The organism is Lentzea sp. NPDC102401 (assembly GCF_044765805.1).
Classification (GTDB): domain Bacteria; phylum Actinomycetota; class Actinomycetes; order Mycobacteriales; family Pseudonocardiaceae; genus Lentzea; species Lentzea sokolovensis.
Genome location: NZ_JBIWKS010000002.1, coordinates 997,324 through 1,015,458 on the forward strand (window position 1 = coordinate 997,324; position 18,135 = coordinate 1,015,458).

The following is an 18,135-nucleotide window of genomic DNA, read 5'->3' on the forward strand; positions in this document are numbered from 1 at the left end:
ACACATGCGATTGAGGAACGCTCTCGTGGCACTCGCGGCGGCCACCGGCCTGGCCGCGGCTTCCCTGTCGATCTCGCTCGCGGCGGTCCCGCCACCGCAGCCCGGCGCGCTCACCAAGTACGACGTCACCGGCACCTACGTCAGCGGTGTGTCCTCCGGCGGCTACCTGGCCAACCAGCTGCACGTCGCGTACTCCAGCGTGTTCCAGGGCGCGGGCATCTTCTCCGCCGGCGCCTACGACTGCGCGCAGAACAACGTGAACACCGCGCTTCTCGCGTGCATGGACACCTTCCAGCCGCGCAAAACGCCGGCCGAGCTGGAACAGCTGACCCGCACCCGTGCGGCGGCGGGCACGGTCGACTCTCCGGGGAATCTTTCCGGCGACCCGGTGTGGCTGTTCCACGGCAGCGCCGACGACACGGTCGACCGCGTGGTGAACGACGATCTGGCCACCTACTACCGCGACTTCGGCGCGCGGGTCGCCTACAACAACACCACCGCGGCCGGGCACGCGTGGGTCAGCCCGATCGGCCCGAACGCCTGCGGTGTCACGACGTCGCCGTACGTCAACAAGTGCGGGACGACCGACCCGGTCAAGGAGATGCTGGGCCACCTGTTCGGTCCGGTGAACGCGGCCGCCTCGACGTTGTCCGGCAAGCTCGTCCAGTTCGACCAGAACGCCTACGCGCCCGGCGGCAACGCGGCGTCGATCAGCATGGGACGCGAGGGTTTCGCTTACGTGCCAAGGGCGTGCGACACCGGACCCTGCAAGTTGATGGTGACGCTGCACGGTTGCTACCAGTACTACGGTCTGGTGGGCAACGCGTTGATGGACAAGGCCTATCTCAACGAGTACGCCGACACCAACAACATGATCGTGCTCTATCCGCAGGCCACCACGATGACCGGGAACCCGCGCGGCTGCTGGGACTGGTGGGGCTACCAGTCGGCGCAGTACGCGCTCAAGACCGGTCCGCAGATGGCCGCCGTGGTGAACATGGTCAAGGCGCTGAGCACCAGCGGACCACCGCCCACCACGACCACGACCACCACGACCACCACGCCGCCGACCTCGCAGTGCGTCACCGCGAGCAACTACGCCCACACCGTCGCCGGCCGCGCCTACGCCAATCTGGGCCAGACCTACGCGCTGGGCTCCAACCAGCCTCTCGGGCTGTGGAACACCTTCACCACCAGCACGATCCGGCAGTCCGCGCCGAACTACTGGGTGAAGTGCTGATCGGATGAACTCCGGGGTGGCGGCGCGCACCGCCACCCCGGTCCTGTCAGCAGTGGTCGAACGCGTACCCGGACTGGCCGGGCCCGACGAGGTAGCGGTCGCGCAACGTCGTGGTGGCAGGGGTGTCCGGGTCGTTGCACACGTCCGCGAACGTGCCGCGCAGGTCATCGGTGTACTCGATGTCCATCACGTGCTCGTTGTACACGTCGGAGTAGGACGAGCACTCTTCCCAGCGGTGGCATTCCTCGGAGACCGCGAAGTCGAAACCGACCTCGGAGCGTCCGCGGGCGGCCTGCTCGGCCGAGTTCTTCTGACCGATGGCGAGGCCGCGGTTGTGCGAGCGGTCGGCGAGCAGCTTCGCGTAGGCGAGGTTGTTGCTCACGCTCAGCTTGCCCTTGGACCGCAGGTAGGAGTCGAGGTTGTCCACCTCGACGGCCTTGAAGCCCTTGGTCGCGCACTGGTCGATGGTGCCGCCGATGATGCCGGCGAGCTCGGTGCGCTTGGCCGACGTCGACGTGTCGAGCAGGAACTCGTCCGGCCAGTTCGGGTCGATGATCGGCTTGCCCGACGAGTCCTTGAGGATCAGGTGACCGCGCTGGTTCAGCCAGACGTCGCGGTCCCCGGGTTGTGTCTGGAAACCGTTGACGTAACAGATGTTGTAGATGCCGGGCGCGGTCGTGGCCGTGCTGTCGCGGGTCACGAGGTTCACGCCCCGGGGTGGCGTGTACGCGGCACCGAGCTGGTAGTCGAGCACGGCGTTGACAGGGGGTAGCTCGACCGCGGCGGCCGCCTGGCCGGCCGAGGTCAGGGGGCCGGCCACGCAGGCAGCCAGCGCGACTGCGGCCAACGCGGTAACGGTGAGGGCGCGGGCAGGGGAGGTCATAGGCGCCAAACTCCTTGATCGCTCACAAGTGGTGATTGAGTGTGAGCGACTCTAGCGAGAACCGGCGTAACGGGCCAGTAAGCAATCTCAATCGGTCACAACTCTTGCTTGTTTGAGCGATTCGCGCTTAGTGTTCGCGACCACACAGCCGCATCCACGAAGCGAGGGAGTCGACATGGCGGACGGCAGAGGGCTCAGTCGCCGCACGGTGCTCATGATGGGTGCCGCGCTCGTCATGACGGCCGCGTGCGGAACGGGCTCCGGCGGGAACGGCAAGGTGAAGGTGTGGCACGGCTACACCGACAAGGAGGCCGCCGCGTTCGACAAGCTCGCGGCGCGCTGGAACACCACGCATCCCGAGCAGCAGGTGGAGCTGGTGTTCAACGGCGGCAACGACAACGCGCTGCAGAAGACGCTGGCGTCGTTCGCGTCCGGCAACCCGCCGGAGGTCGCCTACCAGTACGGCTCCTCGATCACCGGGCTCACCGGACGTCCGCAGACCCAGGACCTGACCGAGGACCTGCGGCGCGACGCCGGGTTCGGCTGGGACGACCTGTTCCCGGCCGGGCGGGAGGCCGCGACGGTGGACGGGAAGATCTACGGCGTCCCCGCGCTCGTCGACAACCTCTCGCTCGTCTACAACAAGAAGCTGTTCGACGAGGCCAAGATCGAGCACCCGACCGAGTCCTGGACGTGGGACGACTTCCGTTCCGCCGCGCAGAAGCTCACCTCCGACGGCAGGTTCGGCTGGGCGTACGTCAACGACGGCACCGAGGACACCGTCTGGCGGTTCCTCGCCCTGCTCTGGCAGGCGGGCGGCGACCTGCTCTCCCCGGACGGCAAGAAGGCCGCGTTCGCCTCCGACGCCGGCAAGCAGGCCATGCAGTTGTTGCGCGACATGGCCGTCACGGACAAGTCGGTGTACCTGGACGCGGGCGACCAGCAGTACCTCAACCTCTTCAACTCCGGCCGCATCGGCATGCTGTGGACCGGCCCGTGGGACCTCGGCTCCATCAACGAGGACGTGTCCTACGGCGTGCAGATCCTGCCCGGCAACCTCACCCACGCGACGATCGCCGGACCGGACACGTTCGTCGTGTTCGGTGAGAACGGCCGCAAGAACGCGCTGCCGTTCCTGAAGTGGTTGCTCTCGGCGGAGATCCACCTGGAGTTCGCGCTGGAGACCGGCCACCTGCCGATCCGGCAGTCCGAAGTGGACCTCGCGGGCTACGCCGAGTTCGAGGCGAAGTACCCCGGCACCAAGGTGTTCGTCGACAACCTCGCGAAGAACGTGACGAAGTCGCGGCCGAACATCCCGCAGTACCCGAAGATCTCGCAGGTCCTCGGCACCGCCGTGCAGTCGGTGCTGCTCGGCCAGGCCGAACCCCAGGCCGCGCTCGACCAGGCGCGGACCGAGGTCGACCAGGCGCTGGCGGGCTCATGACGCTCGACCGGCGCCGGCTCGCCGACCACACCGCCGGGTGGGGGTTCGCCGCGCCCGCGGTGATCCTGATCGGCGTGTTCGGCCTCGTGCCGGTGGTGTGGTCGATCGTGCTGTCCTTCCAGCACACCGATCTCACCTCGCCGGGGACGTTCGCGGGCGGCGACAACTACGCCAAGCTCGTCGCCGACCCGCTGTTCTGGGACGCGGCCCGGCGCACGCTCGTCTACGTCGTGCTGTTCGTGCCGATCACGCTCGCGCTCGCGTTGCCGATCGCGGTGATGCTCAACCAGAAGATCCGCGGCGTCGTGTTCTACCGGCTCGCCGTGTCCGTGCCGCTGGTGACCTCGACGGTCGCGACCGGCATCATGTTCAGCTGGCTGGCGAACCCGCAGTTCGGGCTGGTCAACGCCGCGCTCGACGCGGTGGGACTGCCGAAACAGGGGTTCTTCTCCGATCCCGGCCAGGCGCTGTTCGCCGTCGTGGCGATGACGGTGTGGGGCTGGCTCGGGTTCGCGGTCATCATCTACCTGGCGGCGCTGCAGAACGTGCCGAAGGACCTGCTCGAAGCGTCCTCGTTGGACGGCTGCGGGCGGGCCCGGTCGTTCTGGCACGTCGAACTGCCGCTGGTGGCGCCCGCCACGGGCTTTCTCCTGGTGTGGCTCACGATCAACGGCCTGCAGCTCTTCGACGCGGTCTACGTGACGACCAAGGGCGGACCGCTGCGCGCGACCACCGTGCTCGTCTACCACCTCTACAACGAGGCGTTCGTCAGCTTCGACGGCGGGTACGCGGCGGCGATCGGCTGCGCGGTGTTCCTGATCATCGGCGTGTTCACCCTGGCCCAGCTGCGGTTCAACCGCCGCACGTCGCACTACGAGGTTCGATGAGAAGGCCCAGCGCACTGCACCTGATCCTGTTCCCGCTCTCCGTCGTCATGGTGACGCCGCTGGTGTGGATGCTGCTGGTGTCGGTGTCCACCCAGGCGGAGTCGCGGCGCTTCCCGCCCGGCCTGCCGAGCGGGATCGAGTGGGAGAACTACCTCGCGGCGATGCGGGACGCGCCGCTGGGATCGTGGCTGGTCAACAGCTTCGTGGTGTCCGTCGTCTGCGTCGCCGGCAACCTGCTGCTCTGCTCGCTGGCGGGCTATGCGTTCGCACGCATCCCGTTCTTCGGCAACAGGGTCGCGTTCGTCCTCATGCTCGCGACGCTGATGGTGCCGTTCCAGATCGTCATGCTGCCGCTGCTGATCATGATGCGGTCGCTCGGACTGATCGACACCCTCGGTGCGCTGATCGCGCCGAACCTGGCGACCGCGTTCGGGGTGTTCCTGATGCGACAGTTCTTCACGACCCTGCCCAGGGAACTGGAGGAGGCCGCGCGGATCGACGGCGCGAGCAGGCTGCGGACGTTGCTCCAGGTACTGCTGCCGCTGATGCGACCCACCCTCGCGACCCTCGCCGTGCTCACGTTCCTGCAGACCTGGAACGACTTCCTGTGGCCGCTCATCGCGGTGCAGAGCCCGGAGGTCATGACCGTCCAACTGGGACTGCAGAGCTTCCAGGGCGCGCACACCACCAACTGGCCGAAGCTCATGGCCGGCACGGTGCTGAGCCAGCTGCCCGTCCTGCTCGTCTTCTTCTTCGCCCAGCGGTTCTTCGTGCGGTCGGTGGCCGCAGCGGGCATCAAGTGACTGAACAACCAAAGGAATCCGCCATGCACACCAGTTCCGCCGCGCAGCTGCACACCACCGCCGAGATCGCCTCCCAACCCGCCTGCTGGCGTCGCGCGATCGCGCTCGCCACCGACCCCGCCGTCGTCGCCGCCCTGCCCGCACCCGGTGAACGCGTCGCGGTGGTCGGCTGTGGCACGTCGTTCTTCATGGCCCAGGCCTACGCCCGGCTGCGGGAGGACGAGGGACTGGGCGAGACCGACGCGTTCGCCGCCTCGGAGTTCCCGTTCGGCCGCACCTACGACCGCGTCGTGGCGCTGTCCCGGTCCGGCACCACCACGGAGGTGATCGACGTGCTGCGGCGGCTTCGGGTGCCCACGACCGCCATCGTCGGTACCCCCGGCACCCCGGTCACCGAACTCGCCGACCAGGTGGTCGCGCTGGAGTTCGCCGATGAACGCTCCGTCGTCCAGACGCGGTTCGCGACGACCGCGCTCGTTCTGCTGCGCGCCCACCTCGGTGAACACCTGGAGCGCGCGGTCCTCGACGCCGAACAGGCTCTCGCCGACCCGCTCACCTCGGACCTGGTGGAGCGCAACCAGTTCACCTTCCTCGGTGGCGCGCCCTGGACCACGGGCCTTGCCGCCGAGGCCGCGCTGAAGATGCGCGAGGCGTCACTGAGCTGGGCCGAGTCCTACCCGGCCGCCGAGTACCGGCACGGCCCGATCGCGATCACCGACGAGGGCTCGCTGGTCTGGGTGTTCGGCACCGCGCCGGAAGGCCTCGAACTCGCCGTCGCCGGCGTCGGCGGCCGGTGGATCGCCCGCGACCGCGACCCGCTCGCCGAACTCGTCGCGGTGCACCGGCTCGCCGTGGAGGTGGCGCTGCTGCGGGGACTGCACCCCGACACCCCGCGCAACCTGACCCGGTCGGTGATCCTCGACGGCACGCCATGAGAGCGTTGACCGTCACGCTCAACGCGGCACTCGACGTCACCTACCGGGTCGGCGCGCTGCGGCCGGGCGCCACCCACCGCGTCACCGACGCCGCCGTCCGCGCGGGCGGCAAGGGCGTCAACGTGGCGCGAGTGCTGCACGCGCTCGGTGTGTCCGTGCTCGCCACGGGACTGGCGGGTGGTGGCGCGGGTGCGGCGCTGCGCGACGACCTGGTGCTTTCCGGTGTGCCGCAAGCCATGTTCCCGATCGAGGGAGAGACCCGGCGCACGGTCACCGTGGTCGCCGAGTCGGGGCAGGCCACGCTCTTCGCCGAGCCCGGCCCGTCGGTCACGTCCGGGGAGTGGTCGGAGTTCCTCGGCCACTACCGCGAGCTCGCCGCCGTCGCCGACGTCGTGGTGCTGTCCGGGTCGCTGCCGAAAGGACTGCCGCTCGACGCCTACGCGACGCTCGTGCGCACGACGTCCGTACCGGTGGTGCTGGACGCGGACGGGCCCGCGCTGGCGGCGGGAGCCTCCGCGGGGCCCGCCGTCATCACCCCGAACCGCGGCGAGCTCACCGCCGCGTCCGAAAAGGACGATCCGCTCGCACTCGGCGCGGTCGCCGCACTCGTGTCCGATGGCGCACAGGGGATGACCGCGTACACCACCGAAGGCGTGTGGACGGCGGCTCCGCCCGAGGTGATCACGGGCAACCCGACGGGCGCCGGTGACGCCGCCGTCGCCGCGCTGGTCGCCGCCTGGCAACTGCCGTGGCCGCGACGCCTCGCCGAAGCGGTCGCGTTGTCGGCCGCGGCCGTCCGCGCCCCGCTCGCCGGCGACTTCGACCGCGCCTTCTACGACCAGCACCGGGCGGACATCACGCCCAGAGAAGTTCACGAGGACTAGAAAATGCCGTTGGTCCAGCTTCGAGAGATGATCGGCGGGCCCGCACCGGTGCCCGCGTTCAACGTGATCCAGGTCGAGCACGCCGAGGCGATCGCCGCCGCGGCGCAGGAGACAGGTGCTTCCGTGGTGCTGCAGATCAGCGAGAACGCCGTGCGCTACCACGGATCTCTGCGCCCGATCGGTGCCGCCGCGCTGTCCGTCGCCGCTTCCGCGTCCACCCCGATCGCCGTGCACCTCGACCACGCGACGTCCGAGGACCTCGTGCACGAGGCCGTGCGGATCGGGTTCGGGTCGGTGATGTTCGACGCCTCCGCGTGCTCGCACGACGAGAACGTCGCCCGCACCGCCGAAGTCGTGCGCCGGTGCCACGAGGCCGGTGTCGGCGTCGAGGCGGAACTCGGCGAGATCGGCGGGAAGGACGGGGTGCACGCACCGGGCGTGCGCACCGACCCGGACGACGCCGCCGCGTACGTCGCGGCGACCGGGGTGGACTTCCTCGCCGTCGCGGTCGGCTCGTCGCACGCGATGCTGACCCGCGACGCCGAGCTCGACTTCGAGCTGATCGCGTTGCTGCGCGAGGCCGTGCCGGTCCCGCTGGTGCTGCACGGGTCGTCCGGTGTCGCCGACGAGAGCCTCGCCGCCGCCGTGCGCTCCGGGATGTGGAAGATCAACATCGCCACGCAGCTCAACAAGCACTTCACCGCGAGCGTGCGGACCGTGCTCGACGACCACCCGACGCTCGTCGACCCCCGGCGCTACCTCGGTGCCGGACGTGAGGCCATGTCCACCGAGGTCGCTCGGCTCATCCGGGTACTGGAAGGCTGATCAATGTTCACCATCGCGTTCGTGGGCGCGGGTTCCGTCGAGTTCACCCGCCAGCTCCTCCGCGACGTCCTGACGTTCCCGGAGCTCGCCGGCTGCACGATCTCGCTGCACGACATCGACCCGGAACGGCTGGAGGTCGCGGCGGCACTGGCCCGGCTGGCCGGCGGAGCGCACATCCGCACCTCGCTGTCGCGCCGCGAGGCGTTGGAGGGCGCGGACGTCGTCGTCAACATGGTCGCGATCGGCGGCCACGCGGCGACGTTGCGGGACTTCGACGTGCCGGAGTCGTTCGGTCTGCGGCAGACCATCGGCGACACGCTCGGCATCGGCGGGATCTTCCGCGGGCTGCGCACCTTCCCGTTCCTGGACGGGCTCGCCGCCGACATGCTCGCGGTGTGCCCGGACGCGTGGTTGCTGAACTACACCAACCCGATGGCGATGAACATCCAGTACCTCGCGACCGTCGCGCCGCGGCTGAAGGCGGTCGGCCTGTGTCACTCGGTGTACTGGACGGTCCACGACCTGAGCGCACTCGTCGGCGTTCCGCACGAGGAGGTCGACTTCCTGTCCGCGGGCGTGAACCACCAGGCATGGATCCTGCGGTGGGAGCACCAGGGTCGTGACCTCTACCCGGCGCTCGACGCCGCCATCGCGGCCGACCCGGAACTGGCCCGCCGGGTGCGCGTCGACCTGTACCGCAGGCTCGGCCGCTACCCGACGGAGACCAGCGAGCACTCCTCCGAGTACGTGCCGTGGTACCTGCGGCACCAGTCCGAAGTGGAGCGACTGCGCATCCCGGTTCGCGACTACGCGACGATCAGCGCCGAGAACGTTGCGACGTATGAGAAGACCCGGGACGCACTGGCCGCGGGGGAGCCGTTGCCTCCGCTGGCCGACGACGCGGTCGAGTACGCGCCGCAGGTGATCCACAGCCTGGTCACCGGCCGGCAGCGCACGATCCAGGTGAACGTCGCGAACCACGGCCTGATCTCCAACCTGCCGCAGGGCGCCGCGGTGGAGGTGCCCGCCACCCTCGACCGGCTCGGCGTGCATCCGCACCGCGTCGGCGACCTGCCCCGCCAGCTGGCCGCCGTGAACCGGAGCTTCCTCAACGTGGTCGACCTGACCGTGGCCGCGGCCGTTGAGGGCAACCCCGACCACGTCCGGCACGCCGCGTTGTGCGACCCGGCGACCGCCGCGGCCCTCACCGTCGACCAGATCAGCGATCTCGTCACCGCGATGACGGCCGCGCACGGAGACCTGCTGCCCGCTGCCCTGCGAGGCGCCTGATGCTGGACCTGCTGGTCGTGGGTGACGCGAACCCGGACGTGCTCGTCTTCGGTGCTCCGGGCACTCCGGCGTACGGCCAGGCGGAAACGCTGGTGGAACAAGGGGTTCTCGCGCTCGGAGGGTCGGCGGCCATCGTCGCGCACGGCGCCGCCCGGCTGGGACTGGCCGTCGGTCTCGCGGCGATGGTCGGCAGGGACGCGGCGGGCGACTTCGTGCTGGACGAGCTGAAGTCCGCGGGCGTCGACATCAGCGCGTGCGTCCGCCACCCGGACCTGCCGACGGCGTTGACCGTCTGCCTCAACCGGGCGGGCGGGGACCGCGCGATCCTGACGGCGCAGGGATGTCTGGCGGCGTTCGGGCCCGAGCACGTTCCCGAGGTCGTGGCCCGGCACGTGCACTCGGCGTCGTACTTCCTGCAACCCCGTCTCGCCGCCGGTCTGTCCGAGGTGTTCCGCGCGGCTCGCGGTTGCGGTGCCACCACCTCGCTCGACACGAACGACGACCCGTCGGGCGGCTGGGCGTTGCACCCGGACCTGTTGGCGCAGTGCACCTTCGTGCTGCCCAACCAGGCCGAGGCGGTCGCGCTGACCGGTGCTGCCGACCCGCTGCCGGTGCTCGCGGCCGCCGGACCCGTACCGGTCGTCAAGGCGGGCGCGGACGGTTGTGTCGCTTTGGAAGGGCCGGAACGGATCAGCGTGCGTCTACCTGCCGTGGAGCCGGTGGACACGGTCGGCGCCGGCGACTCGTTCGACGCGGGCTTCCTCGCGGGATGGCTGAACGAGCGGGATCTCCGCGCCGCCATGGCACTCGGCGCCGCCGCGGGCGCGTTGTCGACCCGCGGGGCCGGGGGAGTCGCTGCGCAACCCACCCTCGCCGAAGCAGCGGCACTCGCGCGGAACGCCGAGATAACGAGCACGCAAGGTGCGTGAATAAGCCGCAATATGTGCTAAATCGAGCACGATTCATGCGTTATAGTGATCGGATGCGTCAAGAGCAGCGTCTTGCTGCGATCCTGGGCAAGCTGGCGGACGCGGGCTCGGTGAGCGTGACCGGGCTCGCGGAGGACCTGGACACGTCCGTCGCCTCGATCCGCCGCGACCTCCAGTCGCTGGAAGAGCAGAAGCTGCTCAAACGCACCCACGGCGGCGCGGTCGCGGTCGAGGTCATCTACGAGCTGCCGCTGCGCTACCGGGTGGGCCGTCGCGAGGAGAAGCGCCAGATCGCCGAGGCGGCCGCGCGGTTCGTCACCGAGTCCGTCCACTCGGTCGGCCTCAACGGCGGCACGACGACCACCGAACTCGCACGCCTGCTCGCGGTCTCCAGGCCGTTGAAGGTCGTGACGAACGCGCTCAACATCGCCTCGGACCTGTGCCCGCGCCCGTCGATCGACCTCGTGGTCACCGGCGGCGGCGTGCGCCCGGAGAGCTACGAGCTGGTGGGCCCGCTCGCCGACCGAGCCCTCGCCGGCATCAGCCTGGACCTGGTCTTCCTCGGCGTCGACGGCATCGACGCCCGCACCGGCATCGCGACACACGACGAGGTCGAGGCGCAGACCGACAACTGCCTGCTGCGCACCGCGGACAAGGTGGTCGTGCTCGCGGACGGGTCGAAGGTCGGCAAGCGCGCGTTCTCCCGCATCGCCGCCATCTCCGACGTGCACGTGCTGATCACCGACTCCTCCGCGCCCGCGGAGGAGCTGGACCGGTTGCGGGCGGCGGGAGTCGAGGTCGTCGTCGCTTAGGAGCTCGAACCCGAGAAGTCCTGTGCTCCCAGCACGTTCAGCAACGCCAAAGCCTCGGCGTCGCGAGATCCGGGCGGCGCGCTGTAGAGCACCAGGTGCTGGTCGCTGTCCGTGAGCGCGAGCGAGTCGCAGTCGACGGTGATCTCCCCGACGAGCGGGTGCCGGAAGGTCTTCGTGAGCACCGTCTCCCCTTGCACGTCGTGCCGCTCCCACAGCCGCGCGAACTCCGGACTGCCCTCGCGCAGTTCGTCCACGAGCCCGGACACCACGGGATCGGTCGGATAGCGCGCGAGAGTCGTCCGGAGCTGCATGACGACGTGATGCCGGAACTCGGCGGCGTCCGAAACCCCGTACAGCCCTAGCGGCCCCAGGAACGCGCGGTGCGCGAGGTTGCGGTCCTGCGGCGCGAGTTCGCGGAAGTCCTCCATCAACGCGGCCATCAGGTCGTTGCACGCGAGCACCTCGAACGCCGCCGAGACGACGAACCCGGCCGTCTGCGGAAGCCGGTCCAGCAACGCGAGAATGCTGGGCCGGACATCACGCCGGTGCCTCCCGGTACGACTCGGCGCCGTGCCCGCGAGCACGTGGAGGTGGTCGGACTCGGCGTCCGTGAGCCGCAGCGCGCCCGCCAGCCCGGCGAGCACCTCGGCCGACGGACGCGGCGCCCGGCCCTGTTCGAGGCGGACGTAGTACTCGGTCGAGATGTGCGCGAGAACGGCCACTTCCTCGCGGCGCAGTCCGGACGTCCGGCGGCGCGGCCCCGCGGGCAGGCCGACGTCCTCCGGCCGGAGACGCTCTCGCCGGCTTCGCAGGAACGCACCGAGTTGCTGCTTGTCCATACTCCGAGTATCCGCGCCGGGTGGTGGCTCAGCCTGGTACAGCCTGTGCCTGTCTCCGCCTCCTGGCGGGGGCGACGCTGGTGTCATGAACAACAACGGACTTCTCACCGGCAAGGTCGTGCTCGTCACCGGCGCCAGCCGAGGCATCGGCGAGGCCGCGGCCAGGCTCTTCTCCCGGGAGGGCGCGGCCGTCGTGCTGGCCGCCCGCGGCACCGACGCCCTGACCCGCGTCGTCACCGAGATCCGCGCGGAAGGCGGCACCGCCGACGCGATCACGATGGACCTCGCCGACCGCGCGAGCATCCGTTCCGCCGTCGACGAGGTCGAGAAGCTGCACGGGCGACTCGACGGCGCCTTCAACAACGGCGCGGTCGTCCAGCAGCCCGGCCCGCTCGACGCGACCACCGACGACGAGATCGACGAGCAGTTCGCGGTGAACTTCCGCGGCCACTGGACCGCCATGACCGCCGAGGCCGCTCTCATGCGGCGCAACGGCGGAGGCGCGATCGTGAACACCTCCAGCATCGGCAGCCGCCGCGCGAACCCGGTGCTCCCCGCGTACGGCGCCATGAAGCGCGCACTCAACAGCCTCACCGAGAGCGCCGCCGTGACGTGGGGCAAGGAGGGCATCCGGGTCAACGGCATCACCCCCGGCGGCACCGCGACGGCGATGATCGACGAGTGGGAGGCGGCCACCCCCGGCGTCACCGCGCACATCACCGCGACGAGCCCCGTCGGTCGCATGGCCGAACCGCACGAGGTCGCCGAGGTGGCGGCCTGGCTGCTCAGTGACCGGGCGTCGATGGTCAACGGTGCGATCGTGCCGGTCGACGGCGGCGCGGGCGCCTGACCGCCACGAGATCGGGCGGCACCGGTTTCGCCGGTACCGCCCGATCTCGCTCTACCCGGTCGATCAGGTGCTGGTGTCGATGACGAACCACTGCTCGGCGTGCACGGCCGCGTGGCCGTCGGCCTCGGCGTACACGTCGATCGTCTCCTGCGTCCAGGTGCTGAAGGCCCTGGTCTCCACCGTCAGCTTCGGCCAGGCATGCCGGTCCGCGACCGCCTGGTCCTGCGTGCAGCGGATGCCTTCGGCGCCAACACCTTCGTTGACGTCCCAGCAGTTCCAGCCGTCGCCCACGTAGCCCGTGACGTCGAGCCGGTCGGTCGGGAACGAGATGAACAGGTCCAGGCCCTGCTCGCCGTGACCCGCGACGTTCCTGATGCCGACGTCGAACTTCTGCCGCGCGTTCGGCATGCCGCCCCTGGTGCTCCAGAAGCCACCCTCCGGGCCGGTCCAGCCGGACACCTTCGTGAGCTCGATCGTGGCGAAGTCAGGCTCCGCCGAAGCTGCCGGAGCAGCCATCAGTGACAGCGCCAAGGCAGCCGTCGTTCCCAGCACGTACTTCATGTGACCCCCAGGTCTTTGATCTAGTGCGCGACGACTGTATGTCGTGATCGGACTCCGGGGACAGGGCAGCAGCAGGAATGCCGGACCTCGAACGCCCCTCCTGGGACACCCGGCAACCGAAGCATCGACGTAGATCGATGGTTGCGTCAATCGATCCCGGTCGATACAGTCCGGCGTGTTGATTCGAAATCTGTCGATACAAGAGGTGTTCAGTGAACGAGTTGCCAGTCGTCGTGGTGGGTGCTGGACCTGCGGGTTTGTCCGCGGCGGCGCATCTGGTCGAGCGGGGTGAGCGGGTGCTCGTGCTGGAGGCAGGCGATCGGGCCGGTGCGGCGGTGTCGCAGTGGAACTACGTCCGGTTGTTCTCGCGGTGGAGCGAGCTCGTCGACCCGGCGGCCGAACGACTGCTGCGTCCGACCGGGTGGGTGCGCCCGGACGGGGACGCCTATCCGAGTGGCGGGGAGTGGGCGGAGCGGTACCTGCGGCCGCTGGCCGAGGTGCTGGGGGACCGGGTGCGGTTGGGTGCGCGGGTGGTGGGGGTGGCGCGGCGGGGGCGGGACCGGATCGTGGACGCCGGTCGTGAGGACGAGCCGCTGACCGTGCACGTGCGGACCGCGGACGGGGAGGAGCGGATCGCGGCGCGTGCGGTGATCGACGCTTCCGGTACGTGGGGCACGCCGAACCCGTTGGGCGGAGACGGACTTCCGGCGGTGGGGGAGCGGGTGGCTGCCGAGAAGATCACCTACCGTGTGCCGGACGTCGCGGCTGAACGTGCTCGGTACGCGGGCAGGCGGATCGCGGTCGCCGGCAGTGGTCACTCCGCTCTCACGGCGTTGGTGGTTTTGACGGAGCTTGCCGAGCAGGAGCCTGGCACGAAGATCGTGTGGTTGTTGCGGCGCGGCGCGGTGGGCACCGCGTTCGGTGGTGGCGAGGCAGATCAGCTTCCGGCGCGTGGTGCGTTGGGGCTGCGGGCGAGGAAGGCGGTCGAGGCCGGGCGCGTCGAGATGGCGACCGGGTTTCGCACGGCGGTGGTCGAGCGCGTGGCGGACGGTAGCCTCACGCTGGAGTCGTTCGACGGTCATCGGGTCGATGGCGTTGACGAAGTCGTTGTGCTGACGGGGTTCCGGCCGGACCTGTCGTGGTTGTCGGAGGTGCGGCTCGACCTGGACCCGGTGTTGCAGGCGCCGTCCAGGCTGGCGCCGTTGATCGATCCGAACGTCCACTCGTGCGGCACCGTCTATCCACATGGTGAAAACGAGCTGCGGCACCCTGAGCCGGGTGTTTATCTGGTGGGCATGAAGAGCTATGGCCGTGCGCCGACGTTCCTGTCGCTGACGGGCTATGAGCAGGCGCGGTCCGTCGTGGCCGCGATCGCCGGCGATCACGAGGCGGCCGGGCGTGTCGAGCTCGTGCTGCCCGAGACCGGGGTGTGTGGTGGGGCTGGGGTGTTCGACGCTCCCGAGGAGCAGAAGAACGACGGTGGGGGCTGCTGCGGCTCGCCGGAGCACGGGGAACTGACGATCGGACTCGCGCCCAGTGCACGCTGACACGACGGCGCGGCCCGGCATCGACGCCGGGCTGCGCCGCGTGCTGATCGTGTTGTGCACCACCGAGATCATCAGCTGGGGCGTGCTCTACTACGCCTTCCCGGTACTGCTGCCGACGATCAGCTCCAGCACGGGATGGTCGCTGGCGGCGATCACAGCGGGGTTCTCCGCGAGCCAGATCGTCGCGGGCCTGGTGGGAATCCCGGTGGGCAGACTGCTCGACCGGCACGGCCCGCGCGCCATCATGACCACCGGCTCGGTCGTCGCCGTGCTCGCGCTCGTGGCGCTGGCGACGGCGGACTCGCTGGCGTGGTTCACCGCGGCGTGGCTGCTGGCCGGCGTCGCCATGGCCGGGATCTTCTACGCACCCGCGTTCGCCGCGCTGACCCGCTGGTACGGGCCACGCCGGGTGTCCGCGCTGACCGCGCTGACGCTGGTCGCCGGGCTGGCCAGCACCGTGTTCGCGCCGCTGACCGCCGTGCTGAACGAACACGTGGACTGGCGCGGTACCTACCTCGTCCTCGCCGGATTCCTTGCCGTCACTACGATTCCGCTGCATCTGTGGGGTCTGCGGTTGCCGTGGCCGGCGGTCGAGCACGAGACCGCCCACGCTCCGTCGGCGGTGGCGCGCAGCAGGCCGTTCCTGGTGCTCGTGGTCGCGATGAGCCTGGCCGCGTTCAGCGTGTACGCCGTCGTGATCAACCTCGTTCCGCTGCTGACCGAACGGGGCATGACGACCTCGGCCGCCGCGATCGCCCTCGGTCTCGGCGGGATCGGCCAGGTGCTCGGCCGGCTCGGCTACGGCAGGCTGGTGGCGAGGACGTCGGTGCGCACTCGCACCTCGCTGATTCTCCTGGTGAGCGCGGTGGTGACCGCTCTGCTCGGTGTGGTGCCGGGTCCGGCGCTGCTGTTGATCGCGGGTTCGGTGCTCGCCGGTGTCACGCGCGGGATCTTCACGCTGGTGCAGGCGACCGCGATCACCGACCGATGGGGAGCAGTCCACTACGGACAGCTCAACGGTCTGCTCACCGCGCCGGTCATGCTCACTGCCGCGATCGCGCCGTGGGCGGGCAGCGCGCTGGCGGCCTGGCTGGGCGGTTATCCGGCGGTGTTCGTGGTACTGGGCGTGGTCGGGGTGCTGGCGGCCGTGCTGTCGACCGCCAGCGTGCCGCGCTAGTCGAGCAGTTCGGCGACTAGGCCTCGGACGCGGCGGTCGATGTCGTCGCGGATCGGCCGCACGGCGTCAATCCCCTGCCCGGCGGGGTCTTCGAGCTGCCAGTCCAGGTAGCGCTTGCCGGGGAACACCGGGCAGGTGTCACCGCAGCCCATCGTGATCACCACGTCGGCCGCCGGCTTCGAGCTCGCCGGGCGACACGGCACCCGTACCGCGCGGTGAGCTCTCAGTCGGTCGGCGGAGTCGCGGTCTCCAGCACCTTCTCCCTGACCAGGCCGGCGATGTGCGGCCAGTGGTCCACCAGGTAGAAGTGACCGCCCGGCAGCACGTGCAGCTCCGTCGTTCCGGCAGTGTGCAGCTGCCACGCGCGTGCTTCGTCGAGCGTCACCAACGAGTCGTCGTCGCCCAGGAACACGGATGTGGGCGCGGTGACGCCGGGTCCGTCGGCGTAGCGGTACGTTTCGGCGGCTCGGTAGTCCGCGCGCACCGCGGGGAGCACCATGCGGAGGATCTTCTTGTCGTGGAGCAACGCGGAGCTCGTTCCGTTCAGCTCCTGCATCGCGGCGATCAGGCCGTCGTCGTCTCGCTGGTGGACCCGTTCGTCACGCCAGCACGACGGCGCACGTCTGCCGGACACGAAGAGGTGTGCCGTGGGCACGCGTCGTGCCAGTTCGAACGCGAGCATCGCCCCCATGCTGTGTCCGAAGAGGACGATCTGGCGGTCTGTCAGCGGTGCCAGCACTTCGGCGATCAGGTCCGCCAGCGTGACGAGGTCGTCGACGCAGGGCTCGTGCCTGCGGTCCTGCCGCCCGGGGTACTGCACGGCCAGCACGTCGGCCATCGGGGACAACTCCTCGACGAACGGCAGGTAGAAGCTCGCCGAACCCCCGGCGTGGGGCAGGCACACGACCTGGGTCTCACGGTCCTGGCGCGGCCGGAAGCTCCGCAGCCAGGCGTCGTGGTCGAACCGGGTCATCGTCCGGCACCGGCGCCGCGGAGATCGCCGGCAGGCGAGGTGACGCGGCCGGCCGCCATGCGCCGTTTCAGGACGGTGATCAGCGGTGCCGCCATGAAGGTGGTGACCAGGGCCATCAGGACCATGATCGTGAACAGGGCCGGGGAGACCACGCCCAGCTGCACGCCGACGGTCAGGATCACCACCTCGGTCAGTCCGCGCGTGTTCATCAGAACGCCGATCAGCAGTGACTCCGTCCACCGGTCGCCGGTCAGACGTGCGGCGACCGTGGCCCCGCCCAGCTTGCCGGCGGTGGCGACCACGACGACCAGCAGTGCGGTCAGCCAGAGTGCGGCGGTGGTGAGCTGGTCGATCCGGGTGGACAGCCCTACCAGGCCGAAGAACATCGGCAGCAGCAACACGGAGATGATGCTCTCCAGCTTCGCCTCCACGTCGCGCTGCCACTCGGGGTCACGCGGCATCACGGCGCCGGCCAGAAAGCCTCCGAAGATCGCGTGGATGCCGATCTGGTCGGTCGTCCAGGCACTCAGGATCGCCACGGCGACCATCACCCAGATCGACGGATGGCCGAGCTTGCGCAACAGGGGGCGGACAACGGCGAGCATCACGACGACGTAGACGATCGACAGGACGAGCGTCCGCACCACGTCCTCGGAGCCGGCCGACTTGGCCACGGCGACCACGACCGCCAGCATGATCCACGCGTAGATGTCGTTGATCGCCGCGCACACCAGGCTGACCACGCCCACACGGGTGGACAGCAGATCGGATTCCCGCAGAAGCCGGGAGAGCACCGGGAACGCGGTGATCGCCATGGCCGCCGCGAAGAACAGGACGAACGCCAGCTCGTCGGTCCGCTGCCCGAACCGGGGGTACAGCCACACGGCCAGGGGCACCGCGAGGGCGATCGGGACGAGCAGCGACGCGTGACTGATCACCGTGACCTTGCGTCCCTGCCCGCGCAACGACTTCACGTCGATCTCCAGGCCGACCAGGAACATGAACATCACCAGGCCGGTCTGAGCCAGGACGTTCAGTCCCGTGATCACCTGAGGCGGGAACAGGTGGGCCATCAGCCCTGGCCACACCAGGCCCAGCACACTGGGGCCCAGCAGGATCCCGGCGACGATCTCCCCGAGCACCCTCGGCTGGCCGATCTTGCTCACCAGCCAGCCGACGACCCGCACGGCGACGGTGAGCACGGCCATGGCGAGCAGGATGCGGCCGCTGACCGTTGCGGCGTCCAGGTTTCCCAC

General features: G+C 69.8%; 18 protein-coding genes and 1 pseudogene. 13 read left to right on the top strand and 6 right to left on the bottom strand.

The genetic code is table 11. The annotated features are described in order from the left end of the window. Positions 1-4 precede the first annotated feature (4 nt). Positions 5-1,240 (top strand): hypothetical protein, encoded by a 1,236-nt coding sequence (locus tag ACIRG5_RS10120; protein ID WP_402902858.1) that lies wholly within the window; start codon positions 5-7, stop codon positions 1,238-1,240. A 46-nt stretch (positions 1,241-1,286) separates the two neighbouring features. Here ACIRG5_RS10120 and ACIRG5_RS10125 read toward each other — a convergent pair whose 3' ends face one another. After that, on the bottom strand, positions 1,287-2,123 hold the full coding sequence (locus ACIRG5_RS10125; protein ID WP_402902861.1) for an endo alpha-1,4 polygalactosaminidase: 837 nt from the start codon (positions 2,121-2,123) through the stop codon (positions 1,287-1,289). Positions 2,124-2,298: 175 nt separating this feature from the next. Between ACIRG5_RS10125 and ACIRG5_RS10130 the strand changes: the two genes are divergently transcribed. From ACIRG5_RS10130 to ACIRG5_RS10170, 9 genes are read left to right on the top strand one after another with little or no spacing between them, the layout of a single operon-like run. Beyond that, the gene (locus ACIRG5_RS10130) at positions 2,299-3,567 is read left to right on the top strand and encodes an ABC transporter substrate-binding protein (protein WP_402902864.1); all 1,269 of its coding nucleotides are present in this window, start codon (positions 2,299-2,301) and stop codon (positions 3,565-3,567) included. Beyond that, positions 3,564-4,454 (top strand): sugar ABC transporter permease, encoded by an 891-nt coding sequence (locus tag ACIRG5_RS10135; protein ID WP_319972966.1) that lies wholly within the window; start codon positions 3,564-3,566, stop codon positions 4,452-4,454. Before ACIRG5_RS10130 ends, ACIRG5_RS10135 begins: the two co-directional genes overlap by 4 nt. Continuing rightward, positions 4,451-5,257, top strand: coding sequence for a carbohydrate ABC transporter permease (locus tag ACIRG5_RS10140; protein ID WP_360033560.1), 807 nt, complete (start codon positions 4,451-4,453; stop codon positions 5,255-5,257). The genes ACIRG5_RS10135 and ACIRG5_RS10140 overlap by 4 nt, the downstream gene beginning before the upstream one ends. 23 nt (positions 5,258-5,280) lie before the next feature. Beyond that, positions 5,281-6,192 (top strand): SIS domain-containing protein, encoded by a 912-nt coding sequence (locus tag ACIRG5_RS10145; protein WP_402902869.1) that lies wholly within the window; start codon positions 5,281-5,283, stop codon positions 6,190-6,192. Then, positions 6,189-7,076 (top strand): 1-phosphofructokinase family hexose kinase, encoded by an 888-nt coding sequence (locus ACIRG5_RS10150; RefSeq protein ID WP_402902872.1) that lies wholly within the window; start codon positions 6,189-6,191, stop codon positions 7,074-7,076. The genes ACIRG5_RS10145 and ACIRG5_RS10150 overlap by 4 nt, the downstream gene beginning before the upstream one ends. A 3-nt stretch (positions 7,077-7,079) precedes the next feature. Next, a complete protein-coding gene (locus ACIRG5_RS10155; RefSeq protein WP_402902875.1) occupies positions 7,080-7,901 on the top strand; it encodes a ketose-bisphosphate aldolase in 822 nt (273 codons plus the stop codon). A gap of 3 nt (positions 7,902-7,904) precedes the next feature. Then, positions 7,905-9,191, top strand: coding sequence for an alpha-glucosidase/alpha-galactosidase (locus ACIRG5_RS10160; protein WP_402902877.1), 1,287 nt, complete (start codon positions 7,905-7,907; stop codon positions 9,189-9,191). After that, positions 9,191-10,120, top strand: coding sequence for a carbohydrate kinase family protein (locus ACIRG5_RS10165; protein WP_402902880.1), 930 nt, complete (start codon positions 9,191-9,193; stop codon positions 10,118-10,120). The genes ACIRG5_RS10160 and ACIRG5_RS10165 overlap by 1 nt, the downstream gene beginning before the upstream one ends. 53 nt (positions 10,121-10,173) lie before the next feature. After that, positions 10,174-10,932, top strand: a complete 759-nt coding sequence (locus tag ACIRG5_RS10170; RefSeq protein ID WP_402902883.1) for a DeoR/GlpR family DNA-binding transcription regulator — start codon at positions 10,174-10,176, stop codon at positions 10,930-10,932. On the opposite strand, the gene ACIRG5_RS10175 is transcribed toward ACIRG5_RS10170, so the two are convergent. Further along, positions 10,929-11,771 (bottom strand): helix-turn-helix transcriptional regulator, encoded by an 843-nt coding sequence (locus tag ACIRG5_RS10175; protein ID WP_402902886.1) that lies wholly within the window; start codon positions 11,769-11,771, stop codon positions 10,929-10,931. The two genes, ACIRG5_RS10170 and ACIRG5_RS10175, sit on opposite strands and share 4 nt — an antisense overlap. A gap of 85 nt (positions 11,772-11,856) precedes the next feature. Between ACIRG5_RS10175 and ACIRG5_RS10180 the strand changes: the two genes are divergently transcribed. Next, on the top strand, positions 11,857-12,621 hold the full coding sequence (locus tag ACIRG5_RS10180; protein WP_402902889.1) for an SDR family NAD(P)-dependent oxidoreductase: 765 nt from the start codon (positions 11,857-11,859) through the stop codon (positions 12,619-12,621). Positions 12,622-12,684: 63 nt separating this feature from the next. On the opposite strand, the gene ACIRG5_RS10185 is transcribed toward ACIRG5_RS10180, so the two are convergent. Further along, positions 12,685-13,182 carry a hypothetical protein gene (locus ACIRG5_RS10185; protein ID WP_402902892.1) on the bottom strand — a complete coding sequence of 166 codons (498 nt, stop codon included), beginning with the start codon at positions 13,180-13,182 and terminating at the stop codon, positions 12,685-12,687. Between the two features lie 212 nt (positions 13,183-13,394). On the opposite strand from ACIRG5_RS10185, the gene ACIRG5_RS10190 reads away from it, so the two are divergent. Together ACIRG5_RS10190 and ACIRG5_RS10195 are read left to right on the top strand one after the other, a co-directional pair. Next, positions 13,395-14,729 carry an FAD-dependent oxidoreductase gene (locus ACIRG5_RS10190; protein ID WP_402902895.1) on the top strand — a complete coding sequence of 445 codons (1,335 nt, stop codon included), beginning with the start codon at positions 13,395-13,397 and terminating at the stop codon, positions 14,727-14,729. Beyond that, complete coding sequence (locus ACIRG5_RS10195) at positions 14,719-15,906, top strand: MFS transporter (protein WP_402902898.1); 1,188 nt, start codon at positions 14,719-14,721, stop codon at positions 15,904-15,906. Before ACIRG5_RS10190 ends, ACIRG5_RS10195 begins: the two co-directional genes overlap by 11 nt. Here the strand turns inward: ACIRG5_RS10195 and ACIRG5_RS10200 are convergent. The 3 genes and pseudogenes from ACIRG5_RS10200 to ACIRG5_RS10210 all read right to left on the bottom strand — a co-directional run. Next, positions 15,903-16,079 (bottom strand): annotated as a pseudogene (locus ACIRG5_RS10200) (arsenate reductase ArsC); the annotation flags it as partial. The gene ACIRG5_RS10195 and the pseudogene ACIRG5_RS10200 overlap by 4 nt on opposite strands. Positions 16,080-16,129: 50 nt before the next feature. Next, positions 16,130-16,879: a thioesterase II family protein gene (locus ACIRG5_RS10205; protein ID WP_402902901.1), complete on the bottom strand. Its 750-nt coding sequence runs from the start codon at positions 16,877-16,879 to the stop codon at positions 16,130-16,132. After that, the gene (locus ACIRG5_RS10210) at positions 16,876-18,135 is read right to left on the bottom strand and encodes a cation:proton antiporter (RefSeq protein ID WP_402902903.1); all 1,260 of its coding nucleotides are present in this window, start codon (positions 18,133-18,135) and stop codon (positions 16,876-16,878) included. The genes ACIRG5_RS10205 and ACIRG5_RS10210 overlap by 4 nt, the downstream gene beginning before the upstream one ends.